General features: G+C 51.5%; 23 protein-coding genes. 8 read left to right on the forward strand and 15 right to left on the reverse strand.

The genetic code is table 11. From position 1 onward, the window contains the following. The first annotated feature begins 16 nt into the window (after positions 1 to 16). From GALF_RS03755 to GALF_RS03765, 3 genes are all read left to right on the forward strand, one after another. Entirely contained in the window at positions 17 to 457 is a 441-nt protein-coding gene (locus tag GALF_RS03755; RefSeq protein WP_013292724.1) for a hypothetical protein, read from the forward strand. 59 nt (positions 458 to 516) lie between these two features. Beyond that, a complete protein-coding gene (locus GALF_RS03760; protein ID WP_013292725.1) occupies positions 517 to 924 on the forward strand; it encodes a hypothetical protein in 408 nt (135 codons plus the stop codon). A 375-nt stretch (positions 925 to 1,299) separates the two neighbouring features. Next, positions 1,300 to 1,563, forward strand: coding sequence for a hypothetical protein (locus tag GALF_RS03765; protein WP_013292726.1), 264 nt, complete (start codon positions 1,300 to 1,302; stop codon positions 1,561 to 1,563). 448 nt (positions 1,564 to 2,011) lie between these two features. Here GALF_RS03765 and GALF_RS03770 read toward each other — a convergent pair whose 3' ends face one another. From GALF_RS03770 to GALF_RS03830, 12 genes are read right to left on the reverse strand one after another with little or no spacing between them, the layout of a single operon-like run. Then, complete coding sequence (locus tag GALF_RS03770) at positions 2,012 to 2,887, reverse strand: HDOD domain-containing protein (RefSeq protein ID WP_013292727.1); 876 nt, start codon at positions 2,885 to 2,887, stop codon at positions 2,012 to 2,014. Continuing rightward, positions 2,884 to 3,210 (reverse strand): hypothetical protein, encoded by a 327-nt coding sequence (locus GALF_RS03775; protein ID WP_013292728.1) that lies wholly within the window; start codon positions 3,208 to 3,210, stop codon positions 2,884 to 2,886. The genes GALF_RS03770 and GALF_RS03775 overlap by 4 nt, the downstream gene beginning before the upstream one ends. Beyond that, entirely contained in the window at positions 3,207 to 3,698 is a 492-nt protein-coding gene (locus GALF_RS03780) for a nitrogen regulation protein NR(II) (RefSeq protein WP_013292729.1), read from the reverse strand. Before GALF_RS03780 ends, GALF_RS03775 begins: the two co-directional genes overlap by 4 nt. Beyond that, positions 3,695 to 4,072, reverse strand: a complete 378-nt coding sequence (locus tag GALF_RS03785; RefSeq protein WP_013292730.1) for a response regulator transcription factor — start codon at positions 4,070 to 4,072, stop codon at positions 3,695 to 3,697. The genes GALF_RS03780 and GALF_RS03785 overlap by 4 nt, the downstream gene beginning before the upstream one ends. Beyond that, positions 4,069 to 5,208, reverse strand: coding sequence for an HD-GYP domain-containing protein (locus tag GALF_RS03790; RefSeq protein WP_013292731.1), 1,140 nt, complete (start codon positions 5,206 to 5,208; stop codon positions 4,069 to 4,071). Before GALF_RS03790 ends, GALF_RS03785 begins: the two co-directional genes overlap by 4 nt. Then, positions 5,205 to 9,428 (reverse strand): response regulator, encoded by a 4,224-nt coding sequence (locus tag GALF_RS14795; protein ID WP_013292732.1) that lies wholly within the window; start codon positions 9,426 to 9,428, stop codon positions 5,205 to 5,207. Before GALF_RS14795 ends, GALF_RS03790 begins: the two co-directional genes overlap by 4 nt. After that, positions 9,425 to 11,347: a sensor histidine kinase gene (locus GALF_RS14800; protein WP_013292733.1), complete on the reverse strand. Its 1,923-nt coding sequence runs from the start codon at positions 11,345 to 11,347 to the stop codon at positions 9,425 to 9,427. Before GALF_RS14800 ends, GALF_RS14795 begins: the two co-directional genes overlap by 4 nt. A gap of 25 nt (positions 11,348 to 11,372) precedes the next feature. Continuing rightward, entirely contained in the window at positions 11,373 to 13,187 is a 1,815-nt protein-coding gene (locus tag GALF_RS14805) for an ATP-binding protein (protein ID WP_013292734.1), read from the reverse strand. 5 nt (positions 13,188 to 13,192) lie between these two features. Then, positions 13,193 to 14,023 (reverse strand): phosphate/phosphite/phosphonate ABC transporter substrate-binding protein, encoded by an 831-nt coding sequence (locus GALF_RS03815; protein ID WP_013292735.1) that lies wholly within the window; start codon positions 14,021 to 14,023, stop codon positions 13,193 to 13,195. 52 nt (positions 14,024 to 14,075) lie between these two features. Next, on the reverse strand, positions 14,076 to 15,149 hold the full coding sequence (locus GALF_RS03820; RefSeq protein WP_013292736.1) for a sensor domain-containing diguanylate cyclase: 1,074 nt from the start codon (positions 15,147 to 15,149) through the stop codon (positions 14,076 to 14,078). Between the two features lie 6 nt (positions 15,150 to 15,155). Next, positions 15,156 to 15,521, reverse strand: a complete 366-nt coding sequence (locus GALF_RS03825) for a response regulator transcription factor (protein WP_013292737.1) — start codon at positions 15,519 to 15,521, stop codon at positions 15,156 to 15,158. Beyond that, the gene (locus GALF_RS03830; RefSeq protein ID WP_013292738.1) at positions 15,518 to 16,138 is read right to left on the reverse strand and encodes a response regulator; all 621 of its coding nucleotides are present in this window, start codon (positions 16,136 to 16,138) and stop codon (positions 15,518 to 15,520) included. Before GALF_RS03830 ends, GALF_RS03825 begins: the two co-directional genes overlap by 4 nt. A gap of 296 nt (positions 16,139 to 16,434) precedes the next feature. Here GALF_RS03830 and GALF_RS03835 point away from each other — a divergent pair, with 296 nt between their 5' ends. Further along, positions 16,435 to 19,191, forward strand: a complete 2,757-nt coding sequence (locus GALF_RS03835) for a response regulator (protein ID WP_013292739.1) — start codon at positions 16,435 to 16,437, stop codon at positions 19,189 to 19,191. Positions 19,192 to 19,215: 24 nt separating this feature from the next. Further along, positions 19,216 to 20,373: a response regulator gene (locus GALF_RS03840; RefSeq protein ID WP_013292740.1), complete on the forward strand. Its 1,158-nt coding sequence runs from the start codon at positions 19,216 to 19,218 to the stop codon at positions 20,371 to 20,373. A 91-nt stretch (positions 20,374 to 20,464) separates the two neighbouring features. Here GALF_RS03840 and GALF_RS03845 read toward each other — a convergent pair whose 3' ends face one another. The 3 genes from GALF_RS03845 to GALF_RS03855 form a co-directional block, all read right to left on the reverse strand. Further along, the gene (locus GALF_RS03845) at positions 20,465 to 21,598 is read right to left on the reverse strand and encodes an FIST signal transduction protein (protein WP_013292741.1); all 1,134 of its coding nucleotides are present in this window, start codon (positions 21,596 to 21,598) and stop codon (positions 20,465 to 20,467) included. 33 nt (positions 21,599 to 21,631) lie between these two features. Continuing rightward, positions 21,632 to 23,086, reverse strand: a complete 1,455-nt coding sequence (locus GALF_RS03850) for a sensor domain-containing protein (RefSeq protein WP_013292742.1) — start codon at positions 23,084 to 23,086, stop codon at positions 21,632 to 21,634. Between the two features lie 318 nt (positions 23,087 to 23,404). Then, positions 23,405 to 23,836 (reverse strand): RrF2 family transcriptional regulator, encoded by a 432-nt coding sequence (locus GALF_RS03855; protein ID WP_013292743.1) that lies wholly within the window; start codon positions 23,834 to 23,836, stop codon positions 23,405 to 23,407. A 154-nt stretch (positions 23,837 to 23,990) separates the two neighbouring features. On the opposite strand from GALF_RS03855, the gene GALF_RS03860 reads away from it, so the two are divergent. From GALF_RS03860 to GALF_RS03870, 3 genes are read left to right on the forward strand one after another with little or no spacing between them, the layout of a single operon-like run. Beyond that, the gene (locus GALF_RS03860) at positions 23,991 to 24,326 is read left to right on the forward strand and encodes a hypothetical protein (protein ID WP_013292744.1); all 336 of its coding nucleotides are present in this window, start codon (positions 23,991 to 23,993) and stop codon (positions 24,324 to 24,326) included. Between the two features lie 20 nt (positions 24,327 to 24,346). After that, positions 24,347 to 24,940, forward strand: a complete 594-nt coding sequence (locus tag GALF_RS03865; RefSeq protein WP_013292745.1) for a c-type cytochrome — start codon at positions 24,347 to 24,349, stop codon at positions 24,938 to 24,940. A gap of 2 nt (positions 24,941 to 24,942) precedes the next feature. After that, the gene (locus GALF_RS03870; RefSeq protein ID WP_013292746.1) at positions 24,943 to 26,388 is read left to right on the forward strand and encodes a cbb3-type cytochrome c oxidase subunit I; all 1,446 of its coding nucleotides are present in this window, start codon (positions 24,943 to 24,945) and stop codon (positions 26,386 to 26,388) included. The last annotated feature ends 13 nt before the right edge of the window (positions 26,389 to 26,401 follow it).

Below are 26,401 nucleotides of genomic sequence, written 5' to 3' on the forward strand. Positions count from 1 at the left end.
CACAGAGGGAATGCAAATGAAAGAATATCCAAGGCACCCGGTTAACAGAGCAATGGTCGTACTGCGCTACAAGCAGCCTTATATCGATTGGGTCAAGACCGCTGGCCCCTTCCCGCTGGAACTCACACTTGAAGAGGCCAACGATGATGGAGATGCTTTTCTGATTCCCGCATACGATAGTCATATTGATCCTGTAGAAACGACTGAGGATGCTGTGAAGTGGGTAGAAAAGCGCTGGCGTATGTTTTTTGAACATATCCTGATGTCGTGGATTGAGGATGAATCGGCGTGGCCCAAGAAACGTACCCTGAAGATGTTCCGGGAATGGTTTGCTCTCGAATATAAATCAATGATCTGGGATATGGGTGTTGAGCCTCTGATGGTCGAGGAATTTGCCGAAGTTCTGGAAGATGACTTGGATGGCATACTCCCGGATGAAGGTACATTGCTGCACTGAGTATTTCGATAAAGAATGCAATTGTGACTCAATTGCTCTTAATGGTGTGAAGGGATTGTATGTACCACTCTCGAACAATCAGCATCACAATTGATCAGAATTGGCAGGATATTTACGAAGCCTATTGGCGGCCGCAAGACTTCCCAAAATGGGCGTCAGGTCTCAGCAGATCCGTGCTGACCCATGATGGTGTCAGATGGCATGCAGAAGGGCCAGAAGGAACTGTCAGCATACGGTTTACAGAGCACAATCAATTCGGCATCATGGACCATTATGTCCGTGTGAATGATGGTCCTGAAATTTATGTTCCTTTGCGAGTCATTCAGAATGGTGACGGTGCCGAAGTTCAGCTCACCTTGTTTCAGCAAGCGGGGATGTCGGATGTAAAGTTTCTTGCTGATGCCGAATGGGTTGAGCAGGATCTACTGACATTAAAATTGCTTGCATCTCCTGACGCCGCTGTCTGATCCCGCCGGGAAATTTGATTCGCACTGAATAAACTCTCCCGTAAACCCGCCGCACCCGACGCATCGACGCCACCTAGTTGAATTAACGGGGATCCTTTGGAGGGGAATGCGCAGGCAGGCGGCACCGAGTTGGGGCAGAAATGCATACAGTTTTAGCCGATTGCAGGCCTAGATGACCACCCTCATCCGTCAGGGCGCGGGGCTGTCTTGGGCGCAATTTTGGATGTGAGTGGTAATTTGCTGGTGGACGAGGGGTGCTGATCACTCTGGCATAGAAACATTATTTTTTATTAATTTGAACTGATCTTGCGTGTTTTGGTCCATTTGCGCACAAAGCGATGTGCTTTGATATTTCATAATTACATGAGGACAATTATGCAACTTCAAATGGCTTTATCAGCATTATTATTCACCAGCTTGTTCGTAATTCCTGCCGAAGCAATTGAGGATGATGAGTGCAAGAAAAAACGTGCGGCTAAAATTGAGCAAGGGCGAGAATCCGTTTCATCTGGCCTGCAGGCAGCAGAAAAATCGCCCAGTCAGCGGATGCAGCATGCGTCCAGCCAGGCGAGTCAAGATGTTGATTTTGAAGGTGTTCCTGCTGACTATTACAAAAAACTTGATCTGAATAGTTTTTGATCGGAGCAGTTTCGATGGGTTTAGGCCTATCTCAACGCGCTTAGATCTGAAATTGTTGGCGCTTTCTACCCACCCCGTGGCTTCTCAGCGTGACCCGCTCGGGAAATTTGCATCGGCTGAAAAAACTTTCCCGGACACCTGTTGCACCGATGCTGTGCAGTTTGGTGCAACGGGGGCTGTGATGCAGCGGGTGGCGTCGGTGCATATTTGGCTGGCGGAAGCTGTACTGGGCGGTAAGGGGGAATGGGGGTTTACGCAGCGTTGCTCGAGAGAGCTTCACGTCGCGGGAGGTTGTCGTAATCGATGGCTTTTGTAGCGTATGCGGATTTTATGAAGGATGCTTAATAAACCACGTCAGCGCCCCCCGGCTCAAAAATACATGCTGCGGTGAATTTATAGCGCTAATCAGGCAAGTGTTGCTCGCCTGCACTTATACGCGACTGTACTGTTATGAGAACAGCGTACTGGCATGGCGCGCGCGTGCCGTGATTCTGCCGAACAAGGAAATAAAATCCGGACGTGCGGCGCAGCCCCAGATTAGCCCCAGTTTTTCGCATGCGGCTGCTGAAATAAATGTCACACGATTTTCCTGACCTCCATCCAGATCCAGCGCATTGGTCATTACTTCGCCCACGTGCAATAAGGCCACCAGCGGGTCGCTACAGTGATGTTCCGGTGCATGGTGATGTTTGATGGCATGGCTAATGCTATCGGGCAGGCCCCAGTATTGACTGATCCAGGCGCCGATGACGGCGTGATCGACGCCGAAAGCGGCTTGCTCGGCATCCTCTATGCCTACCTGACGCCGGCGAGCGTCTAACCATACTTCCTGATATATTTCGGTGTGGAAACTGAATAGCCAAAGCTTGCCGATATCGTGCAGCAGTCCTGCGACCAGCGCTGATTCCGAGGTGATGCGGCTCGTATCAATCTGGCGGGTCAGTTCTTGCGTACAGACTGCAACGGCCACACTATGTCGCCAAAAATTCTCGGATATCTGGCCTCTCAGGCTATTGTCGGCAAAATTGGTGATGCAGCTGACTAGTGCCATTTCTCGGATATTTCCCGCACCAATCAATGAAATGGCTGTGCATAGATCCTTAATCTCAGGCTGGTTGCGCGCGCGGCTACCCGCCCTGTTGGCAAGCGATAGTACGCGGGCTGCGATGACCGGATCCTGCTCGATGTAGCTGACGAGTTCGTTTAAATTAGTTTCCGTATCGGTGATATCGGCCAGAATTTTGCTGATGATCAAAGGAAAACTGGGCAGTTGTTGGCACAGCCTGACAACTTCTTCTTGGCTGATAGGGTAGGCGAGGTTCATTTGCTGTGAAAAATAAGAATTTGGTTGAAAAGGGTCGCCATGGCGGGATCCGATAAGTCAGCCCCGGCGAAAATTTCCATTACGCGATGCGCTGCCTCTGCCGCTTTAATGGCGATCTGCCCGCTAGGACGAGTATCCGGTTCAACGATAAACATCGATTCCGCCTTGTGAGCGTGGAGTTGTTGCAGGCTGTCATGCGTCAGAATATGACCTGCCGGCAGCTTCAGGCTTAAAATACCATGGCTTACGGTGCTTAACGGGGCGGCCAGTTCCATGCCGGCCTCGGCTTCGATCAGCGTGATATAGCGCGGGCGTGTTCTCATCGCGAATCCTCCGATAGCTGATTTTCTGAGGCACGGCTCCAGAGCGTACGGTTTTCCAGCCGTTCGTTGATCAGGTTGGCCATCACTTCGGCTTGACCTAACAACATGGCTGTCAGATCCTGCCGGGTTTGTTCGTCATAGTGCTGCGTTAAAAGCAGTTCGGCAAAGCCGTAGATGCTCGCCAGCGGCTCGCGCAGCACTTCGGCGATCCGCGATAAAGTGTGATCGCGTTCAGTGCATTCCTGACAGCGCACATAGTGGATGGCGCGTATGCTTCCATCCGTGACATTAATGCGGCTGCGATCGGTAAATGGTAAATCTGACAAAATATGGTCGAAATCCGCTTCGCTCAAGCCGATCAGTTGGGCGGCGCTAAGTTTCGTGCTGTATTCGAAGACGGGATTAACTGCGGAGACCCGGCCGCTGATATCGATGGCTGCCATGCCCCATGGGTTGCTGTGCCAGGCTGCGCGCTCATGTTCGCTCATGTGGACTCCTTGAGTAGTGCTTCCTTCATGTGCATTGCGAGCGCCACCGGACTGAAGGGTTTGACAAAGTAAGCATCCGCGCCGAGTGCGCGGCCAAATTCCTGGTCGGCAATCTGGCCGCAGGCGGTAACCAGCACAACGTGGATGCCGGACAGCTCAGGCGACTGCTTGATGCGTTCACATAACTGAAAGCCATTGAGTTGGCCCGGCATCATGACATCGAGTACGATGCCATCCGGTTTGTCCTTCAGCATTAACTGATAGGCGCTATCCGCATCGCAGGCTTCGGTCAGAACAAAATGTTCATCTTGTAGTGCTAGCAGGATCATTTTTCGGATGATAGGTTGGTCATCGACGATCATAATTTTTTTCATGTGGTGTGTCCTAAAGGTTGGCTGAGTGCATTCTCATTGAAGTTGTCTTTGAAGTGCTCGGCCGTATTTTTGAATTCAAGATTCAAAGAGAGAAAAGCATCGACTACGTTAGGGTCAAAGTGTGAGCCGCTCCCCTTTGTGATGATCTCGCAGGCGGCTTCATGGGACATGGGTTTTTTATAGGGGCGTTCGCTGACTAGGGCATCGTAGACATCTGCTACCGCCATCAGACGAGCCGAAGCGGGAATCTGCTCGCCGGCTAATCCTTCAGGGTAACCACTGCCGTCCCATTTTTCCTGATGACTGCCGGCGATCTCCTTGGCGAAGGTCAAAAAGGGTGCGCTGCGCCCCATTTGCTGTTCGGCGTGCTCGATCGCTTCGCGCCCCAGAGCGGCATGTGTTTTCATGACTGTAAATTCATCGGCTGTCAGGCGCCCCGGTTTAAGCAATATGCTGTCGGGTATGCCGACCTTGCCGATATCGTGCAAGGGTGCCGATTTATAGATCAACTCGATGTTAGTGCGCGTGAGGCTGAGTGAAAAGCGCGGATGGCGCTGCAGATGTTCCGCCAGCAATCGCACATAATGTTGGGTGCGGCGCAGATGGTTGCCCGTTTCATTGTCGCGCGTCTCGGCCACAGACGCTAAGGCTAGAATAGTCACATCCTGGATGAATTCCAGTTCGCGGGCGCGCTTGGAGACTTCGCCTATCAGGAAGACATTTTTGTCCCTGATATAGTCTGCCGACTGTTTCATCGCGAGGTGTGTCTTGACGCGGGCGCGTAGGATCGGCCCGCTGATCGGTTTGCCGATATAGTCGGCAGCGCCCAGTTTCAGGCCTTGTTCTTCATCGCATTCGTTGTGCATCGCGGTCAGAAATATGACCGGAATGTCGCGGGTGCTGCGATCCGCTTTGAGCGTGCGGCACACCTCGTGGCCGTTGATTCCCGGCATCATAATATCTAACAGTATGAGGTCGGGTATGGGTTCTTCACGCGCCAGACGCAATCCCTTTTCTCCGCTATTGGCCGCCTTGATGCGGTAGTCTTTCTTGAGAAGTTCGTTGATGATCAGCAGGATTTCCGGGCTGTCGTCGATGACCAGCACGGTTTCGATTGTTTTGTTTGCAATACTCATGTCAAACTTTCATTGGCAGATTCAGGGCTTGCATTTTTTAAAATCGCTAAGGCTGAATCCAGATCGCACAGGTGGATGGCGGTTGATAATTTCGTCAGTTGTTTTTCCGGAAATAGGCCTTTTAGCGTATGGCTGTTGCTGTCGAACCAGCTCATGGCCTCCGGATTGTTTTCGGTGAGCAGGAGTTTGAGTTCTGCGAGTGCGTTGATCCCCGATGCGCTGTCGGCCGGTTGACTGCTAGCCGGTACAGGCAATCTTGGTAAAACCCGTCCGATCAACTCGTTGAGTGCGCTCTCGAGAGCCTCTAAGCGTGAGTCAATCTCATCTTTGGGCCAGCGTTCGCTCAAACCTTGTTCTAGGAGGGCGGCATCCTTTGCCAGTTCCTTGGCGCCGATGCTGGCAGAGACGCCCTTTAAAGTGTGAATGTGGCGTTGCGCGCTCGCCCAGTCATTTATAGCGAGCGCTGCGCGGGTTTGCTCAGGAGTAGGCTGCTGCAGCTCGCAGAATTTGCGTAGCGCGGAAAAATATAGCTCGGTATTACCCAGCATGCGCCGCAGGGCTGGGATCGACTCTATGCCCTCAATTTCCGGATCGAATGCCTGCCGGTCGGGTTTTGCAACCGGTTTAACCTGCGAGCGGTACGCCGTAATCCACTTAAGCAAGGTTTGCCAGAGTAACTCGGGTTCAATCGGTTTGGACAGGAAGTCATTCATGCCGGCGTCCAGGCAGCGCTGGCGATCTGCCTGAAGCACATTTGCCGTCATCGCCACCACGGGTAGTTCCGCGAATCGGGCTTGACGTCGCAATTCAAGCGTGGCCGAGATGCCGTCCATTACCGGCATTTGCATATCCATCAGTACGAGATCGTAATTGTTTTTTTCCAGCAGGTTGAGCGCTTCAGCGCCGTTTTCTGCCAGATCGACCGCAAGATGCATCTGTTGCAACAACTCCATCGCGATCTGCTGGTTGAACTCGTTGTCCTCGACCAGCAGGATGCGCGCTCCGCTAATTGTATTCATGTCCTCAGCAGGTTGTGTCGGCACGCAGCTTATGTGCAGATCTTCGCGTTCAGCGCCGATCACGCGTATCGCTGTATCAAATAAAGTTGAGGCGGTCACGGGTTTAACCAGTACATCGCGGATGCCGGCATTTTCCGCGTTGTGGAAAACTTCATCGCGACCGTAGGCGGTGACCAGTACCAGATGGGGTGGCGCGGTCAGTGGCAGGGATTGAATCTTGTTGCAGGCGTCGATGCCGTTCATTGTCGGCATGTGCCAGTCCATGAACACTAGTTTATAGGGATCACGCTGACGGTCGGCCAGTTCAATCGCCGTGATTGCCTCAATAGCCGAGTTAGCTACATCGACGGAAAAACTCATGCCGTCTAGCATTTCATTCATCACCTGACGCGCGTTGTCATTGTCGTCCACCACCAGAACGTGGCCGCCGCGAAGATCCGCAACAGGCAGCAGCGTGCGTTTTTTGATTCCGCCGGTGCCTAGACGCGCGGTAAACCAGAATGTGCTTCCCTGACCTTCGACGCTGTTGACGCCCGCTTCGCCACCCATCAGATCAGCCAGTTGACGGCAGATAGCCAGCCCCAGCCCCGTTCCTCCGTAACGGCGTGTCGTGCTGGCGTCACCTTGCGTGAAGGGCGTAAATAACCGGCTGATCTGTTCAGAAGACAGGCCGATGCCGGTATCTCTAACCTCGAAATAGAGCAGTACCTGATCTTCCGAACGTTCGCGCAGGCGCACCGCAATGACAATTTCCCCTTGTTCGGTGAATTTGAGTGCATTGCTCGCATAGTTGAGCAACACTTGTCCTAAGCGTAGTGAGTCTCCCAGCAGATTGACCGGCACATCGCTTGCGATGTCGAGGATGAGTTCCAACCCTTTTTCGGTGGTTTTTTCGCCGATGAGTGCAACGACATCGGCCAGGGTGTTTTCTAGCTCGAATTCGCTGTGCTCGATGGACAGTTTTCCTGCTTCAATTTTTGAGATGTCGAGTATGTCGTTGATGATGCGCAACAGATTTTGACCGGATTGCTGAATTTTCTTCAGGTAGTCGCGCTGACGCGGGGTGAGATCGGTATTGAGCGCCAGATGTGACATGCCGATAATGCCGTTCATCGGGGTGCGTATTTCGTGGCTCATGTTGGCTAAAAAGTCGGATTTCATCCGCGATGTTTCTTCGGCCAGTGTGCGGGCATTGATCAAGTTTTGTTCTGTTTCCCGACGGCCAGAAATGTCCTGTATCACGCAAAGATAGCCGGAGATTACGCTATCCATGCTATAGACCGCGCTGGTAAGCAACAGGCCGATAAATTCGGTGCCGTCATGGCGCACAAACGTCCATTCGCGACTGTCGTGGCCGTTCATCACCGCACCGGCGACGATAGCGCCAAAGCTGCTGCTCACATCAGCCGTCCGGCAGGCGGCAGCTAATTCGTCTTCGCGGTGGAAGCAGGCGGGTGTTTGCAGACCGACCACTTCGTCCGCTATCCAGCCCAGCATCTTGTTGGCGCCCGTGTTGAACAGCGTGATCAGTCCGTTCACATCGGTGCCGATAATGGCGATTTCAGTAGCGGCTGCCAGAATGTCCTGCAGCATTGCATTAACCTTGCCGGTCGCCTCATGCGTGTTGAGCAGTTCACGCCGTTGTGCGTCGAGTTCCTTCGTTTGTGCGGCTAGCATCATGTTGAGATGCTGGGTGCGCAGGTTACGCCGGAGTACTTCGAGCACCGGGGCGAGCATCTGCGGGAGTTCACTCAGCAACAGGCTGCAGTGTGCGTCAGGCGGACTCAATAAGGACAGTTCAATGATACCGATGGCCCGATTTTGCAAGACGAGCGGGAGTATCACCACATGCGCGGTGCGTGCACTGAGCAAGCCTGACAGGTGCAGGCGCGCCTCGGGATCCTCAATGGCGATCATTTTTTGATCTTGTGCGCATTGTTCAATCAGGCCGCTCGGATTGATTTGATCGATGCGGGCGCCGTAGGCGCTCACAGGCGATAGGCTCTCTTCCGTTTGGACATACAGGCAGCCCTGCACCGCGTGAACGGTCGGGCATAGATGCGAGAGCAGGGCCTCACCGAATTCACTGTGAGATCGCGATTGCTGAATCGCGCTAATCAGATTGGTAATTTCATCTTTAGCCCAGCGCCTTTGTTCAAGTGCACGCGCGACTTCCTGCATCGAGAGCAGTGCTTCTTTCACTTCGCCGAACAGCCCGGGGTAATTGGCGCTGATGGTTTGCGTCAGGTCGCCCTGATCAATGGCGCGTGCGACGCGAATCACATCGCGCATTCCCGTGTCGGTGATGTCTGACAGATTATTGACTAGCTTAGAAATGTCCTGTGCATAGCCTGACTTGTCGCTCAGACTCATTCTGACGTTGAATTCACCTCTGGATGCGGCGGCTTCGACGATGTTGCTCAGGTCGCCGATCAGTGCACGCAAGTTCGACTGCATTGACATCATTGCGCTGAGCAGATGGGAAGACTCATCGTTGCCTGAGATATTCAGTCTGTAGGACAGATCCCCTGCCGCGATGTGCTCCGCCACTTGTGTGGCCTTTTCTAGTGCGTGCAACAGAGTACGCCTTAGCCAAACACCGATCAGCAGCACCAGCGTCAGTATTGATGCCCATACGGTGATTGAAATTGTCACAGTGTTGTATTTAATCTCGAGTCCTTCTGCGGCAATTTTTTTTCCGAGGGTTGACTTGAAGTTTTTATGGGACTCGAGCACTTGATTTATCCGGTCTGCCAAGGGAGAGGCTTCATTGAGCAGGATCAGGGCTTCGTTATCATGATGGTTGTGTGAGGCTGCTTTGATCTTTTCGATGTGCTCGGTATAGTCGTGCACCGCTTTGATGTCTTCGCTGAGCAGCAGACGGTCTTTCTCATCGAACAGGTACAGCTCGTATTTATTGAGCGCAGTGTTGAGATCGGCTTGAGACTGGATGATCAAAACCTCAACATCGGATAAGCGGGAGGCATCGTGATGCAGCACATGCTGATACAGGCCGACGCGCAGTCGGCCAAAGGCTTTGGCTGCATCATCCAGCAGTAACAAAGACGGGATGATTTTGACATTGCTGGTGTTGACTGTTTCGTAAACGTGATTGAACTGAATTAAGTTAATGCCGGCCAAACCGGTCATGCCTGCCGCCGCCAATAAAAACAAGACATTGAAACGTTGTGCAAGGGTCATGATGTCAGTCCAGCGGTTGACGGCAGGTTAGACTCGGCGGGGAACCAAAGCGTAACGGATGTGCCTTTGCCTATCGTGCTTTCGAGCGTGACCTGTCCGCCGTGCAGCAACACGATTTCTTGCACGATGCTCATCCCTAAACCCGTGCCGGTAATTTTCCCCGACGAGTCGGCGCGATAAAACCGTTCAAAAACGCGGGACTGTTGCTCGGGTGTCATGCCGATGCCGCAGTCAATAATGCGTATGCCGACGGCCGCAGTGCTGAGGCTGGCCGGTTGCGGTTCATTAATCAGTTCGATATTGACCTCGCCTGACGAATATTTGTAGGCATTCGACAGTACGTTAACGATCGCCTGATAGGTTTTTTTGTGATCGGCCATCAGGAAGACCGTGGTGCCGGGCATTTTGAGGGCAGGTGCGCGGCGGCCTTCAGGCAGGATGAAACTGCGCACCACCTGTGTAATTAAGGCTTGTGCGGGCAAAATTTCAATGACGAAATCCTTGCCGCGCCGCGCCTCAATGCGGGCAAGATCCAACAGTTCATTGAGGATAGAGGTCATCAGTTCAGACTGCTTTAAAATAATCGTCAAAAATTCCCGGCGGCTCTCCTCGTCAAAGTCGTGCGACAGCAGTAGCTCGGCAAAACCGTAAATACTGGCCATCGGGGTGCGCAGTTCGTGTGCGGCCGTCGAGAGGAATTCGCTTTTGAGTTGATCGAGTTCTGTCTCGTGAGTTATTTCGCGGAAATAGAGAATTTGTGACACAGAACTGGTGGTGCTGCTGCGCAAACCAACCTCGAGTATGCGTTTGCCCACATGCGACAGTTCAATGATTTGGCGTGTGTCAGGCAGCTTGTCCGAAGCGGGTGCTCGCAATTTCTGCACGCCTTTGAAATGCGTACCCGCAACACAAAGCCGTGTGAGTAAATCGCTGAACTGTGCCTCGTTCATTCCCTGCAATTGCGCGGCATGCAGTCCGGTCATCCGGGTGAAGGCCGGGCTGACATAGCTGATACAATGCGCCTCATCGAACGAGATAAATCCGTCCGGACTCAATTCAAATATCGCATCGAGCAACTCGGTACGCACGCCCAGTGCCAGTTCAATTTCTTTGCGCTTGGTGATGTCGACAAAACTGCCGACCATGCGCAGTGCTGTCCCCTCGCTATCCCGCTCAACCACATCGCCGCGGTCGAGCACCCAGACGATCCGGTTTCCGGGCATACGCATACGGTGTTCGCTCTGATAGTGTCCGTGTCCGTTGAGGCAGTTTTGCAGCGCATCAAAGACACGGGCGCGGTCGTCTTCATGCAGCAGCTGCCCGAATTCTTCAACCGGATGCTGCAGATAGTTGTCGTCCATCCCCGCGATTTTGCACCACTGACTATTGTGGGTCACTATGCCGCTTTTGATATCCCAGTCCCATACGCCTTCACCGGTTGCATCCAGCACATAGCGCAGACGGCGCTCGCTCTCTTCGAGTTTTTTCTGTGCCAGCTTTAATTCTGTCACGTCATTGGCGATGACCAGAATCTGTTTTTTACCGTCTGCTGAAACGAGAGGCTTTTTTATTGACTGGTAATAGTGAGTTTCGCCGGTGGCGTTGTTGGTAGACTCCTCCATCACGATTTGGGTGGCAGGCTGCGACATGATTTCGCGCACGTTTTGCAAATAAAATGCGACCTGTTCGGCATTCGGATTGAATGCGCCGTCATCTTTTCCCTCCAGATTTTCCGGCGTCGTCCCATACAGATTGGCCAACGCACGGTTACCGATCAGAAATTTGCCGTCCCAGTCCTTCATCAGGATGATATTGGGATTTTCATCTATCACCGTGCGCAGTAAATCGTATGCGCGTACCAGCTCAGAGCGGAGTTTGTGCTCGTTCAGCGCGTTAATTTCGTTTTCCTGTTTTGTCATGATGCGTCTTTCGTAAAATGCGTTGTCAATCTGTTGCTGCCGGAATCCACAAGGTAACGATGGTGCCGGTACCCGATTGGCTTTCTATGTCAATGTGGCCGCCATGCAAGGTGATGATTTCCTGCACGATGCTCATGCCAAGACCGGTACCGGGGAACTTTCCCGAGTCGTCGGCACGATAAAATCGTTCGAAGACGTGGGATAATTGTTCTGCTGTCATACCGATGCCACGGTCACTAATCCGCAGTCCGATCAAGTGTCCCGACAGATCGGATGTGAGAAACTCGATTCCAACTTCGTCGGAGGAGTATTTGTAGGCATTTGAGAGGACGTTGGAGATCGCCTGAGTGAGTTTTCGACGGTCTCCTGCGACCCAGAGCGGGGTGCTACGTTGCGGTTGTTGCGGGCATTTGCGTCCGTTGGGCGGCTTGCATCCGGCGATGATGTTGTTCAGTAAATCGTATAAGTCGATCTGTGTGAGCGTGAAATCCAGGCTGCCGCGCGCTTCAATGCGGGCAATATCGAGCAGTTCATTGATAATCGAGATCATCAATTCGGATTGACGATAGATGGTGCTCAGGAATTCGTGTTGCTCGTCATGGCTAAATTCACGGGTTAGCAGCAATTCCGAGTAGCCGTAGATGCTTGCCATCGGCGTGCGAAGCTCATGTGCCGCCGTGGAGAGGAATTCACTCTTTAAGCGATCAACTTCTGTTTCGTGGGTAATGTTACGCAGGTAAAGAATTTGCGAAACCGTCTCGCTTTTTGATTCGCGCAATCCGATTTCGAGTATACGTCCGTTCGACAGCTCTATTATCTGGCGCTGCCGTTTTTTGACGGGTGTTCTGTCGGTGAGACTGGTTTGGTTGTCGTGCAGTGTGGCAATATCCGGAAAATCCGCTCCTTTTATGCAGCGTCCTTTCAGTCGATCGAAAAACGTGATTTCGTTGATGCCGATGACATCTTCCTCAGTCAGGCCTGTCAGTCTAGAGAAGGCCGGGCTGACATATTTGACGAGGTGTTCACCATTAAAAGAGACAAAACCATCCGGACTGAGTGCGAAAATTTCCTTGAGTTGAGAGGCAATGTCCTCAGCCAGTGCTTGTGCCTGTTCCGCATCCTGCTGCGATTGGACGCGTAACTGGTTTTCGTTGATCAGCTGTATATGGCTTTCGCCGATTTTTTGTGCCATCAGGTTGAAGGCGGTTGCTGTCTGGGTTAATTCGTCATCGCCGCTGATCGGGAGGCGATGATCAAAATTACCGTTTGAAAACGTCTTGCTCGCCTCCCGCAGTGCAATGAGTTGGCGGGTAAGATAGCTGCCAAGCAGCCATGAAAAAAGGGCAACGAGCAACATCTCAAGGCTGGCAATTCCCGCTGCCCAATGGCGGGCGGAGTTGAGCAGGGCGGTGAGCGGGGCGATGGCGATACCCAGTTGTACCTCTCCGTGTTGAATGCCGCCCGCACTCACCGTTGATGACCAGTCCAAAATTCCGTCATTAACCTGATCTGGGTGTACCTCCTTGTGAAAGGGACGGGCGAGCACGGCGGCATCACCGCGCTGCGCCAGAATGACGCCATCTGCATCAACGATGCGCACCATGTCAATCTGACCCGAGTTCATTGCTTCGATAACCAGACTGTCGAGCGTGGCCAGATCCTGACTAATCACCGCATCCTTAGCTGCGCTGGCAAGCAGGACGCCGCCCAGTTGGACGCGGCGCATCAGCTCCGCTTCGTTGGATTCGCGTAATACCGACAGCGCGCTGCCAACCAGAATGGCGAGCAGCACCAATTCAATGGTGGCGATTCCTAATATTGTTTTTGTGCGGATGCGCATGAACGTTAAGGTTGGACGTCGCGTTTCAAAAGCTCGATGTCAAGCGCGCGGATGTCATTCCACTCTTTGTCGTGAGCAGCGGAGATACCTTTGAACGCCAGTGGGGCTAGCAGACGTTGTCCTGTTTCGTCTGAACCCAGTGAAATCATCGCCGATTGCACGCGCGCTAATGTTTGAGCGCTCACGCGGGGATGGGCGGCGAAGGCATGCGGGGTATAGGCCTTAGTTTCTGACAAAATGCGCAGTGAGTCGCAAATTTCCGGTGGGCAGGCCTCAAAGGTGCGCTGGATACCGCCGCCTGCCTCATGCAGTCCCGCGGCAACAGCACGATAGACAGAATCATGGGAAGCGACAAATTTCGCCTCAACGGGGATGAACCGCCGGCTGAACTCGGCCTGCGGCAAAATACTGGCAGCGAAAGCAGCCGGTGCGGGAAACACCACGGTCCGGCCTTTGAGATCGGCCAGCTTATGGTAGCGACTGTCCTTTTTGACCACCAGTATGCCGCGGATTTTTCGATCCTGCTCCTTGGCAAATGCTTGATAACCGTTTGATTTATGGAATATGACGTAATGATAGGGGTTCATATAGGCCAGGTCGTAGTCTCCTTGTACCAGCCGTTCCTCAAAAACAGGGATGCCGGGTGCGGTGCGGAACACTAAAGTAACACCGGAGCGTCGGCTCACTTCGGCTAACAGCGGTCCCCATTCTTCCGCCAGGCGGCTGACCGATTGCTGCGGCACGATGCCCACGCTTAATGTCTGTATGGGGGGGGCGGCACGCGCTAAGCCGATAGTGCTGAGGAGCAGCGCGAGACTACAAAATTTTTTGATCATATTTTTGATCTTTCGTGAGTTGGCGATGATCGCGGGTGCCCTTGAATGTATTTCATCCCGGTATGCTCGGCGACAGGTAAATATTAAAAGTATTGCCGCCGGCTGATTTCGCCTGATACATAGCTTGGTCAGCATGTTCCATCAGCGTAGTTTCGTCGTCGCCATGCTGCGGGTATTCTGCGCAGCCGAAACTGCCGCCGACAAAGAGTTCGTGACCTGCAACTTGCATGGGGTGAGCCAGTGACGCAATGGCCTTGTTGCAAAATAGGCCAATATTGTCAGCACCTGAAAGATTTTCAGCGAGTATGACAAACTCATCACCACCCAGTCGTGCGACTGTATCGGCTTTGCGTACCGAGGCGAGCAGGCGTTTGGCGGCTTCACAAAGTACGCTGTCACCAATGGCGTGTCCCAGCGTGTCGTTAATTTGTTTGAAGTGATCCAGATCGATGAAAATGAGGGTGAATTTTTTTGTGCTGCGTGTCGATTGCGTAAGCCTTTGCCTGATACGCTCTTGCAGTAGTTGTCGATTGGGCAGGCCGGTCAGCGTGTCGTGATAGGCCAGATAAGCCAGCTGCTTTTCAGTTTTTGACTGGTCGAAAAAATAGGCGATATAGTTTTGAATACAACCCTCGCTATCGCGTAGGGTGTTGATCGACAGTTGCTGCAAATAGATCTCGCCATTTTTTCGCTTGTTATACAGTTCGCCCTGCCAGTTGCCATCCTCTTGCAGTGACTGCCATAAGTTCTGGTAAAACGCAGCATCCTGACAGCCGGAATTGAGTATGCGGGGCGTCTGGCCTAGTATTTCGTTTTCGCAAAAACCGGTGATCTGGTTGAACGCGGGATTAACTGCCAGAATTTTTCCGTTGCAATCCGTGATCATCACGCCCTCGGCCGCGTTTTTTAAAACCATCGTTGAAATGCGGGATTCGAGCGCAACGTTCGTTAAATGGGATTGTTCTATGTGCTCATTGAGTTGCCGGTAGTTTTGTTCGAGTTCACTGTTGCGATTGATCATTTGCTGCAGATCCTCAGCATAGCGAAAAAGCTGGTCATGCAGCATCTGGTTGGAGTCTGACAGGCTGTTTGCTTTTGGGCGCTTTTGCGGGGATCGGGTGCTCATCGGGATTTACCGGCCGAGTTGTTCTTTGATTGCGGCAACCAGTGCGAGGGGACTGAATGGTTTGATGAAATAGGCGTCCGCGCCGCGTTGCATGCCATCTTCGTAGTCGCTCACCTGGCCGCGCGCGGTGACCATGATGACGTGGGTGTGCTGCAATTGAGGCGCGCTTTTGATTGCGCCCAGTACCTGAAGGCCATCCAGAGCACCGGCCATCATGACACCGAGCACAATAAGGTCGGGTACGATTTTTAAGGCAAGCCGTAGTGCGGTGACGCCATCCTCAGCTTCAAAAATATCAAAATTTTCTCCCAGTGTGATACGGATAAGGCGACGGATATCGGCGTGATCGTCGACGAGTAAGACTTTTTTCATGCGGCCTCCCGTGCTTTGAGTAATTTAACTTGGGCTGTTTTTTCAGCGATCGCGAGTAAATGGCTAAACGGGACGGGTTTGGACAGCAGGGATATGCCGTCCGGTATGCCGCCGTGTGCGCTGATTGCATCTGGATCTAGTCCACTGACGGCAACAATCTGCATGTCGGCGAGTTCGGAGATGTTGCAAAGCGTGTTTAGCATGCGAAATCCGTCCATCCCTGGCATCTGTAAGTCGGTAATGAGCAAGTCTGGCTTGTCGTGCCCTATGCGGATCAGTGCTTCGTAGCCGTCATTGGCAGAATGAAATCTGACGGACATCGGCCAGCGTTGCATATTGATCTCATAGAGGCGACGCAAGGCAGGATCGTCTTCAACCACGAGTATTTTTAACGCTTCGGGCGTTTTGGCTTTGTTGTCGAGTTGTCTGACGATCGGTTCGGCCAGCAGTCTTTCGATTGACAGCCTAGAAATGCGCCGATGGCCGCCATCCGTTTTCCATGCTTCTAGCAGGCCGCTCTCGCTCCAGAGCTGTGCTGTGCGCAGCGAGACGGAAAGGAGTTCTGCCGCCTCGCGTGTCGTGCAAAATGTCTTAGGGGCTTGCCTGTTATGAGCCATGATTAGCCTTTTTGCCGTTGGTAAGGGGAGGTGCTTAATTATTTTTTATAGATGGTAATGTAACATCAAATATCATATTTTATCAAATATATGCATATAATATCATTTTATGGTGGAAAGTTTGCTTGTTATCATCCATGTGGTGAAATTGCTGCATGCTGAAGCGCGTTGCTGGCAATGAGAAAAATAGGGATTCAGGGGTAAGCGCTCAACTGTTCAAGCTAGTGACATCAATGCAACAAGTCAGCGCTGGTGGTAGTGTGAGAACCTCGCGCTTAATTACAAAGTGACTGAATATGCAATTTACGGTTTTAGTTGTTGATGACAATGCGATCAATCTGTCGCTGATTGCTCAGCTGCTGCTAAAGATAGATGGAGTATCCCCTGTGAGCTTCACGGATGCGATGCAAGCTATTATCTGGTGCGAGTCCAATGCGCCCGATCTGTTGCTGGTTGATTACATGATGCCGGTACTTGACGGGTTGGAATTCATTAAACGGTTTCGAGCACTCCCCGGGAAAATGATGGTGCCCGTTATCATGGTGACGGCGGCCATTGAGCGTGAGGTCAAATTGCGTGCACTGGAGTTGCACGCCAACGATTTCATCAATAAACCGCTCGATACCGTTGAGTTCACCGCACGGGTGCGCAATATGCTAGCGCTGCGTAAGATGCAGCTTAAATTCAATGAAGTAAACTTCGAGCAGATACGTCAGCACGAGTTGCAGTATCGCGCCGTGATCGAAACGTCCAAGGATGGTTTTCTGGTGGTGGATATGCAGGGGCGCATACTGGAAACCAATGATGCCTATGCCTGTCTGTCAGGCTACAGCGCAGAGGAACTGGTGACGATGAATATCGGTGATCTGGAAGCGAAGATGTCAGCCTCAGATGTAGCCCATGTGCTAACAGGGCTGGCCGAGCAGGGGCATGCCCGTTTTGAGACGCAGCATAAAACCTGGAGTGGTCACATCTGGCCGGTTGAGATCAATGTAACTTATATTGCGGCTGAAGGAGGGCGCTGCTTTTCATTTTTACACGATATCAGTCAGCGTAAACAGGATGAAGCTCAGTTGCGCAAACTCTCTCAGGCCGTGGAGCAAAGTCCAAACAGCAACGTCATTTGCGATACAAATGGTGTGATTGAGTATGTCAATGCGGCGTTTACTGCGATCACAGGTTATAGCGCAAGCGAAGCTATCGGGCGTAAGACCGGTTTTTTTAAGTCAGGGCTCACACAACCAGAAGTGTATGCGGCGTTGTGGCAGACCTTGCAACAAGGGGAGGTCTGGCAGGGTGAGTTTATCAACCGGCGTAAAAACGGTGAGGACTACACCGACTTTGCGATCGTATCGCCGATCCGCCAGGCTGACGGGGAAATCACCCATTATGTTGCCATCCAGAAGGATATCACCCAGAAAAAACTGATGGATGAAGAGCTGGAAATATACCGGCGCGATCTGGAGGCGCTAGTGGTAAAGCGCACCAGTGAGATGTTTGAAGCCAAAACGCAGGCTGAAGCGGCTAATAAGGCCAAGAGTGAATTTCTAGCCAATATGAGCCATGAAATCCGCACGCCTATGAATGCGATTATCGGTTTTAACGAGCTTTGCCTGCGCACTCAACTGAGCGATAAACAGAAGGATTATCTAACCAAGGCCGGCAGTGCGGCGCAGTCTTTGTTGCACATCATCAATGAGGTGCTCGATCTGTCGAAGATAGAGGCAGGGCAGCATATGCTCGAAGCGATTCCGCTCAAGATCAGCCGGGTCGTGAAAAACGTCACCGATTTGATTGGCGTGCTGGCCGTTGATAAAGGCTTGACGATCCATGTCGATCTTGATGAGCACATCGAACAGTATCCGTTGCGGGGCGACCCGATGCGATTGCAGCAGATCCTGCTCAATTTATGCAGTAATGCGATCAAATTTTCAACTCAGGGCAGCATTAGCATACGTTGTCAGTTGGGTGCGATATCCGGTCAAGCTGTTGAACTGAAATTTGCCGTGCAGGACAGCGGAATTGGTATTTCACCGGCGCAACTAGGTTTGCTGTTCAAGCCGTTCTCGCAGGCGGACTCTTCAACGACGCGCCGTTTTGGCGGAACGGGTTTAGGACTGTCGATTTGTCGCGGTCTGGTTGAGCGTATGGGGGGGCGAATCTGGGTGGAAAGTGAGCCCGGAATTGGGAGTACTTTTTGTTTTACGGTACGCTTTGTAATCGGCGGAGCGCCTTCCGGTGAGTTGTTGGCACAGGCTCACTCGCGCGAACAGCTCGAGCAAAAAATGACGAGTCTGCGTGGTTCGCGCGTATTGCTAGTTGAAGATAATGCCTTTAATCAGCAGGTAATGGGTGAGATGCTGCGGGATGTCGGCTTGCAGTTTGATCTGGCAGAAAACGGTCAGGATGCACTCGATCAGCTGGCACGATCACACTATGATGTCGTGCTGATGGATCTACAAATGCCAGTGATGGATGGACTGACTGCTTGTGAGCGGTTGCGCAGCAATCCGGCTTATCAGAACATGCCGGTCATTGCACTGACGGCTAATGTCGATCAAAGCGATAAAGATCGTTGCATACAGGCGGGGATGAGTGATCATCTGTCCAAGCCTGTCGTGCCTGAACAATTGTATTCTGCGCTGTTGCGCTGGATAGTGCCGGTAAAGTCGATTGTGGATGCGCCGCTAGTCGCGTCGCCAATCGTCGCTGATGAAAGTGAGCTGCCGGATTTGCCGGGGATTAATGCGGGGCCTGTGATAAAGCGCATGCGTGGCAATGTTCCGGCTTATCTGCGCTTACATGGTTTGTTTTGCCAGCAGGCACAGGGTGTGCCCCGCGCCTTACGGGAGGCGATGGCAGCGGAGGATTTTGATGCGGCACGTCGATTGGTGCACACGGTCAAGGGCTCTGCGGGTACTATTGGCGCAGACCAACTGAGCGCGGCAGCTGCCGTGCTCGAACAGGCGTATCGGCTATCAGTGCCTGCGGGTGAGGTGCAACTCTCCGAGTTTGAAACCGCACTGGCAATTGTGATGGCAGGTCAGCTTTAACAACTGAATTTTAAAGGATCATGGATGAGTAATTCCAATTGTCAGGCAGTCAGGCCTCGGGTATTGATCGTGGATGATGATCTGATCAGTCGCGAGATGTTGCGTTTTGCGCTGGAAGATGAATTTGAGGTCGAAGAGGCGGATAGCGGCGAGTCAGCTTTGCTGAGTGTGGCGCATATTCCGCCGCAACTGGTTTTGCTGGATATCGAAATGCCGGGTATAGGCGGCTATGAAACCTGTCGACGGCTGCGCGAGTCAGACAGTTTTCCTATCATCTTTGTCTCGTCCCACGATACGCTTGAGGAGCGGGTTGAAGCCTTTGATTGCGGCGCGAATGATTTTATCGTCAAGCCGTTTGATGCGGAAATATTAGCGCGTAAAGTCAGTCTTGCCATTGACGCCTGTATCGAGCGTGAACGTCTTGCGGGCGAGACGCAGAGGTTACAAAAAACAGCGATGGGCTTCTTGTCGAACATGAATGACAGTGGCGTGTTGATGGAATTTATGCGCAGCAGTATCAGCTGTTCGGATCAGTATCAGCTGGCGAAAAATCTGCTCGAGGCCACCGTTCAGTACGGCATTAACTGCCATGTGCAGATTCGTCATCCGGGTGGTGTCATTACCTTGACGCCGCACGGTGCCGCTACGCCGCTTGAGGAATCCGTGCTGGAAAAGAGCAAGGAAATGGGGCGGGTTTTTCAGTTCCGTCGCCGGATGGTGATCAATTACAGTATGGTGTCCGTGATCGTTGTCGATACCCCGGAAGAGGTGGATATAGCAGGACGTATTCGGGATAATCTGTGTATTCTGGCTGAAACGGCTGAAGCGATTACCGAGACGATCAGTATGCGCAAGGATTCTGCTGAAAAGGCAGAGCAGTTGCAGTCAGCCAGCTTGAACGCGACGATGTCGATTGAAGAAGTGCGTGAACTTTATCGTGCGCAGCTCAATGAGAGTCGCCGGCTGTTGGGGAAGCTGATTGACGAGGTAGAGGAGTCGTTTATCTTTCTGGCGTTAACCGACCGGCAGGAAAAAATGGTCACTGAAATCATGCAAAGAAACGTTGCGCCGGTTTTGAAACTGTTTGAGGATACCGTTGAGATGGAGCAGAAATTTGGCGAAATCATCGATTCCTTGCAGAGTCAGAAGCAAGAGGGTGTACCTGATGTGTGGCTGTTTTGAATTGTGCGGGATATGAGTGTAACTTTTCCCCATGCAACCCGCTCTTCTAAAATATGGCATGGGGTTTTTGAGTGCCCCTGCTACTTAAAGGTTATCTTTCATAGATGGCAGTCAGTGTCATCGTCTGATTATGGAGTTGGCACTGCTCGGGCCGATCGTTAAAGGGCGCAATTTCACCGTAGGAATAAAAACCAACCAGTTGAACATTTGCGCCAAGGATTTCTTCAACCGCCTCCAATTCCTCCTCGACGATGTGTTTCATGACCACACGGCGTCCCACACAGCTCACCACGAGTCCCAGCGCCTGATGATCATTGAGCTGATTAATTTCTTTGGCCGCATCTCCTGCACCATAGATGAGCTGGTGAAGTTCGGGTTTCATCAGTTGTGCAATATAGCCGCAGGGGATATCACCGGCAAAAGTAATACTTTTGGCTGACTCATCAATTTGCAACAGCGTACGAATAACGCCTTCCGAATCATTGGGTGCGCGGATATGCAGCGGGAATCTCATCCCGCTCATCGGTAAATCTTTGGCAAATTCGCCCAGATGTTTTTTATAGACATCAAGCGCGGGTTCATAATCCAATTCAAACAGGGTATTTCCGATCGATCGTGTCACTTGGCGATCAGCACCGAAAGAACTCCATCCTCCATGGGATCCTGTACTTATTACCAGATCAGTGCCGTAAAATCCGACTGCAACAATGCGGTTTTGCCGTGCAGGCGCGTCAGAAATGACCCATGTATGCAGGAATCTATCCCCATCTCCCGCCATGCCTCCAGTAACCGTGACACCATAAGTGACTTTGTTGAGTCCCTTTACCAATTCAGAACCATTTAGATTCAGGCCATCAGCAAGTACAAAAACATGTCTGAGTCCCTCGGCGGGTAATTGTCTGAGCAAATCGGAGGAGATCGCTTCAATGTCACTCTCAGCCGAAAAATCGACGGTGCTCAGCTCGACGCTCCCGCTTTCAAGGTAGACCGCCGTCGCCACAACGGCGGCATTGGCAATCGTTGAGCCAAGAATGCTGCCAGCGCTTGAAGCGCCAACAATTTTGGCGTTGGGGTATAAAGCCCGAAGACCTTCGAAAACAGGTTCAGCCTGAATAAAATCGGACTCACCAAACACAAAAACGACTTGGCATAGCGATTTATTTTCAATAAATTGACGTGCGAAACGCCACTTATTATTAATTAATTCAAGGGTGTCAATCTTCATAATATCGCTCCAATCTGTGCCTGTTACAATGAGTCAATTTTTCAAGTTATCATGAAACCGGATTGAATTTCCCCCTGCTTCTTTGGCTTCATACATTGCGGCATCTGCCTGTTTTAGGATGTCGTCTTGATTGATCCCCTGATTGAGGAACACCGTAACGCCGATACTTGCCGTGCAGCGATGCTCGATTGTGGCGGCCGGTAAGATGTCGGTAGGCAGCACATAGGGAACGGACAAAGCGGCGCGGATTTTTTGAGCGACCCGTTGTGCTTGTGACGTTGAGATTGCTTGATCTACATCTAATTCGCTGAGTAACACCACAAACTCATCTCCGCCAAAGCGTGCCACCGTGTCCATTTCGCGCACACAACTCTTCAATCGCTTAGCCGCGTCAATCAACAATAAGTCCCCTATGCCATGGCCATGCATGTCATTGATCGGTTTGAAATTATCAAGATCGATGAACATCAGCGCGCAATAACAATGAGTCCGCTTGCTGACCGACATCGCCTGATTCAGGCGCTCTTTAAGCAGTCGGCGATTCGGCAGGTTGGTTAACGTGTCATAGAACGCGAGTTGGCGTACCTTTTCTTCGAGCAGTTTGCGCTCAATCGCGATGCTGGCCAGATGTGCAGATTGTTCGATAACGTAAATGTCTGCTTCTGAGGGATAGTTTTTGTCTTTGTGATAAATCGCAAACGTCCCCAATACTTGATTAAAAGAAGAACGTATCGGTTCAGACCAGCAGGCGCCTAAGCCCGCTTTTGCAGCGAGCGTTTTGTAAGGGGCCCAATAGGGGTGGGTTGCGATGTCCTCGACGATCACCCGCTCACCCGTATAGGCGGCCGTTCCACATGAACCCACCCCCATGCCAATGGCGACCCCGTCTATGGCCGCATTATAAAAGGCAGGTAAGCTCGGTGCGATACCATGACCGAGATGCTTACCTTCCTCATCGAGCAATAAAATGCTGCAATTCATCGCTGAATTGAGTTGCTCTACGCCCTGTACAATAAATTCAAGAATGACCGTAAGGGGGGTATCTCCCGTCAGAAGCTCTAAGGTCGAGCTGCGAAATTTTTCAAACATCTCGCTTTTTTTACGCTGTGTAATGTCACGACTGATTCCCAGCACGCCTATCAGTTGACCTTCCTTATCTAACAGCGGCGTTTTAGTCGCTTCCAGCAACTCTTGATGACCGTCATCTGCAAAGGTGACCCATTCCTCATTTTTGCTGGGGCCGCCTTTCATCATCGCGATGCGATCATTTTCCCGGAATGAATCGGCAAGCTCCTTGCTGACAAAATCATAGTCAGTATGTCCAATGATGTCCTTTTCGAGGGCACCGAAGAACTGTTCAAAGCGGTGGTTACAGGTAAGATAAACCCCGTTCATATCCTTTAGCCAAATTAAATCAGGGATCGCTTGAAGGATAGTTCGCAAGCGGTCATCATCGACTTGAGATAAGGTGCTGATTAATTTATTCATTAAATATGGAAGTTAACGCGCTCGTGTGTAGCGCGGAATATATTTCCTCCGTGTTGTTCATCGGTGGAATTTTCGGGAATATAAAGTTTGTTTAATTTACACGAGTAAATTTTCGAGCTATAGCTATGAATATATCTAAAACCTTGATTGGTGATGGCTATTCATCAAACCAGCGGAGTAGATTTTCCATAATTATTATTCGCGACACGACATCCGTCAATCAGTTTGTCCGGTTCAAACTAAGGCAACTAATTCATCAGCGCATTGAGAAGGTCAGGCAGGGCGAGGCACAGGTCTATTTGATGAATGAGCTGATACTCATTTTTTTAACTTCAAATTTAACTTCGTGTCAGGCAGCAGATCAGCCAGCGTGTTGCCATCCAGCGTATCAAGGAAGGCTTTCTGCGCGTTGAAGAGTATCGTCCTTAAGTGGCAATTTGGCATTAAAGGGCAACAATCATCCGGTGCATCTGTTTTCATGCAGTACAGCAGTGCAAGGTTATTTTCCATCAAACGCACGACATCGCCGACCACTATTTCTGCGGGATTTCTCGCCAGGCGGATACCGCCGTTTCTGCCGCGCTCACTGACGACCACTCCCGCAGCGACTAATTGCATGACGACTTTCATCAAGTGAGTCTTGACGATATCGAAGGCATCAGAGACCTCGGCGATGGTGGCGGTTTCCTTTTTTTGTCCCAGATAGATAAGGGTGCGCAGTGCGATATCGGTGGAAAGATTCAGTTGCATAAGGGGTCACCTGTTTATAAAGGTATCAATGTTGTGTTCGACATTCTGCCGTATTTTAGGCTTGAGTCATAATACATTCAAATCAATTGCATCTTTATAAAAAATAGAATACATTGCTTTAAAATGAATCATTCAATGAATAACGCCAATCAACATGATCGAACCTGCCAGTCTCGGGAATTTTTTCACCATCTTCTTCACTTCCGCGATGGTGATTATGTTGGGGGCATTATATGCACTGCTCTTCGCTTTCTCACGTCTCAAGGGGGATAAGCGCCTGATGCCTTTGGCCTATCTTTCCTATGCAGGACTGCTCATCGCCACACTATTTTTGGCCGATGCAGCTAATTTGCTGAAACATCCATTTTGGACCGCGATTGTGGCCTTCATGTTGGGGGGATATTTGCTCGCACCGCATGCGATCTGGCATTTGTGCGTAGGCACACATGGCGCAGAACAGGTGGAGTCCGTACCGCTTAAAGATTTTTAACGTTGAGTAAGGAGAGTGCCATGGCGACAAGTCAGTGGTGGGCATCGGAATCATTCTGGCGCAAGACGGCCATTTGGGTCACCGGGGGATCGTTCGTCGCGTTGATATTGTTAACGATGGATACGATTCCGCAAATATCGACGGGTTCAAAACGTGTTCCGGCGTATTCGGTCATCAACTATCGCATCGAATATAAATTCGACGAGACGCGTCACGTGCAAGTGCCGGTGATCGGTGCGAAAGAGCCTTTATTCGGTAAAGAGCTGAACGAAGAGGAGGCTGAAGCGCTGGTCAAACTGGGAAAGTTGACGACACAGGCGAAGAACTGCATGAACTGCCACACCTTGCTGGGTAATGGTGCTTACTATGCACCTGACCTCACCAAAGCATGGCTGGATCAATACTGGGGTAGCAAAGAAGTGCGCGAAGTGCAAATGGTCGAGTTCATCAAGGATCCGTCCGATAAATTGCACAACAGCCTGGGCCGGCGTATGCCCAAGCTCGATATCACAGATGAGGAGGCGCGCGGCGTGGTGGCCTTCCTGAAGTGGATGTCTAGCATTGACACCAACGGCTTTCCCTATAACTTCAAATCCATCGAACAGGAGAATTGATCATGGCGATGCTAGGAATGTTGGATAGTGCCAACTTGAATGGCGGGCAGAAGCTGGCGGTGAAATATTTCATCGTAGCGATCGTGTTGTTCGGTGCGCAAGTGTTGTTCGGCCTGCTTTCGGGCTTGCAATATTTGTATCCGGATTTCCTGTATGGTGTGCTGGATTTCAGCGTCAATCGCATGGTGCATATCAACGCGCTGGTAGTGTGGCTGCTGTACGGATTCTTAGGCTCGGTATATTGGCTGCTGGAAGAAGAATCGCAACATGAGGTGGTCGGACTCAAGCTGGGGAATCTTATCTACTGGGTACTCACCGCGGCGGTGACCGTCGTGGTGTTGGTGTATCTGTTTGTGCAGATCGGACCCGGTAAAGAATCCACTATCTGGCTGATTAACGAAGGCCGCGAATACATCGAGGCGCCGCGTTGGGCCGACATTGGCATCGTGGTCAGCGTGCTGGTGGTGTTCTATAACGTGGCTGCCACCTTTTCCAAAGGACGCTACACGGGGATTGCCGGTGTGCTGGTGCTGGATATGTTGGCACTGTTCGGTATTTATCTGGCGGGTATGTTCTATACCACCAATATCTCCATCGACCAATACTGGTGGTGGTGGGTGATTCATCTGTGGGTAGAGGCGACTTGGGAGGTCATGGTTGCCTGCATCATGGCTTACGGGCTGATGAAGGTGTTGGGCGTGAGTCGCAAAATTGTCGAGACATGGCTGTATATCGAAGTCGCCTTGATGTTCGGTTCAGGCATACTGGGGTTAGGCCACCACTACTTCTGGATTGGTACGCCTGAATACTGGTTCAGCATCGGCGGCTTCTTCTCTGCACTCGAACCGATTCCGCTGGTCGCGATGGTGGTGCATGCGGTGTTTGATGCAGGAGCGCGTCACGCCAAGAATTCAAATCATCCTGCTATGGCGTGGTTAATTGCACACGCCTTCGGTAATTTTTTCGGGGCGGGGGTGTGGGGCTTCATGCACACGTTGCCGCAGATCAATTTATATACCCACGGCACACAATGGTCCGCATCGCATGGTCACTTAGCCTTTTTTGGCGCTTACGCGACCATCATTATCGCCATGTTCTATCTTGGCATCCAGCGTTGGCTGGGCGGCGTTTGGATGTCAGGCGATCTGGCGGGCAATGGCTGGAGGTGGAAGTGGGCGTTGTTTCTGCTCAACTTAGGCATGGTTGGCATGACGGTCTCGATGTTGGTCTCAGGTTACGTGCAGTCGCAGATTGAGCGTGCTATCGAAGGCTCGACCTGGATCGGCTATTTCGCGGCGCAGATACATCCTTGGTTTGTTCAAGGTATGTGGTGGCGTGAAGTGTTCGGCGTGATGTTCCTCGCAGGTTTTATCTTATTGGTATGGGACTTGCTGACTATCGGCCGGGGGGAGAGTCGAAAAATGATCGAAGCATCCAACGCTAGCTAGAGCTTCACCTCTG

It is taken from the genome of Gallionella capsiferriformans ES-2, from assembly GCF_000145255.1.
Classification (GTDB): Bacteria; Pseudomonadota; Gammaproteobacteria; order Burkholderiales; family Gallionellaceae; genus Gallionella; species Gallionella capsiferriformans.

What these genes read in the sequence shown, in the direction of transcription:
- GALF_RS03815 (WP_013292735.1), bottom strand. Translation starts at nt 14,023, where the DNA reads ATGATCAAAAAATTTTGTAGTCTCGCGCTGCTCCTCAGCACTATCGGC.
- GALF_RS03785 (WP_013292730.1), bottom strand. Translation starts at nt 4,072, where the DNA reads ATGAAAAAAATTATGATCGTCGATGACCAACCTATCATCCGAAAAATG.
- GALF_RS03775 (WP_013292728.1), bottom strand. Translation starts at nt 3,210, where the DNA reads ATGAGAACACGCCCGCGCTATATCACGCTGATCGAAGCCGAGGCCGGC.
- GALF_RS03830 (WP_013292738.1), bottom strand. Translation starts at nt 16,138, where the DNA reads ATGGCTCATAACAGGCAAGCCCCTAAGACATTTTGCACGACACGCGAG.
- GALF_RS03760 (WP_013292725.1), top strand. Translation starts at nt 517, where the DNA reads ATGTACCACTCTCGAACAATCAGCATCACAATTGATCAGAATTGGCAG.
- GALF_RS03755 (WP_013292724.1), top strand. Translation starts at nt 17, where the DNA reads ATGAAAGAATATCCAAGGCACCCGGTTAACAGAGCAATGGTCGTACTG.
- GALF_RS03870 (WP_013292746.1), top strand. Translation starts at nt 24,943, where the DNA reads ATGGCGATGCTAGGAATGTTGGATAGTGCCAACTTGAATGGCGGGCAG.
- GALF_RS03780 (WP_013292729.1), bottom strand. Translation starts at nt 3,698, where the DNA reads ATGAGCGAACATGAGCGCGCAGCCTGGCACAGCAACCCATGGGGCATG.
- GALF_RS03835 (WP_013292739.1), top strand. Translation starts at nt 16,435, where the DNA reads ATGCAATTTACGGTTTTAGTTGTTGATGACAATGCGATCAATCTGTCG.
- GALF_RS03790 (WP_013292731.1), bottom strand. Translation starts at nt 5,208, where the DNA reads ATGAGTATTGCAAACAAAACAATCGAAACCGTGCTGGTCATCGACGAC.
- GALF_RS03820 (WP_013292736.1), bottom strand. Translation starts at nt 15,149, where the DNA reads ATGAGCACCCGATCCCCGCAAAAGCGCCCAAAAGCAAACAGCCTGTCA.
- GALF_RS03860 (WP_013292744.1), top strand. Translation starts at nt 23,991, where the DNA reads ATGATCGAACCTGCCAGTCTCGGGAATTTTTTCACCATCTTCTTCACT.
- GALF_RS03765 (WP_013292726.1), top strand. Translation starts at nt 1,300, where the DNA reads ATGCAACTTCAAATGGCTTTATCAGCATTATTATTCACCAGCTTGTTC.
- GALF_RS14805 (WP_013292734.1), bottom strand. Translation starts at nt 13,187, where the DNA reads ATGCGCATCCGCACAAAAACAATATTAGGAATCGCCACCATTGAATTG.
- GALF_RS03845 (WP_013292741.1), bottom strand. Translation starts at nt 21,598, where the DNA reads ATGAAGATTGACACCCTTGAATTAATTAATAATAAGTGGCGTTTCGCA.
- GALF_RS03855 (WP_013292743.1), bottom strand. Translation starts at nt 23,836, where the DNA reads ATGCAACTGAATCTTTCCACCGATATCGCACTGCGCACCCTTATCTAT.
- GALF_RS03825 (WP_013292737.1), bottom strand. Translation starts at nt 15,521, where the DNA reads ATGAAAAAAGTCTTACTCGTCGACGATCACGCCGATATCCGTCGCCTT.
- GALF_RS14795 (WP_013292732.1), bottom strand. Translation starts at nt 9,428, where the DNA reads ATGACCCTTGCACAACGTTTCAATGTCTTGTTTTTATTGGCGGCGGCA.
- GALF_RS14800 (WP_013292733.1), bottom strand. Translation starts at nt 11,347, where the DNA reads ATGACAAAACAGGAAAACGAAATTAACGCGCTGAACGAGCACAAACTC.
- GALF_RS03850 (WP_013292742.1), bottom strand. Translation starts at nt 23,086, where the DNA reads ATGAATAAATTAATCAGCACCTTATCTCAAGTCGATGATGACCGCTTG.
- GALF_RS03865 (WP_013292745.1), top strand. Translation starts at nt 24,347, where the DNA reads ATGGCGACAAGTCAGTGGTGGGCATCGGAATCATTCTGGCGCAAGACG.
- GALF_RS03840 (WP_013292740.1), top strand. Translation starts at nt 19,216, where the DNA reads ATGAGTAATTCCAATTGTCAGGCAGTCAGGCCTCGGGTATTGATCGTG.
- GALF_RS03770 (WP_013292727.1), bottom strand. Translation starts at nt 2,887, where the DNA reads ATGAACCTCGCCTACCCTATCAGCCAAGAAGAAGTTGTCAGGCTGTGC.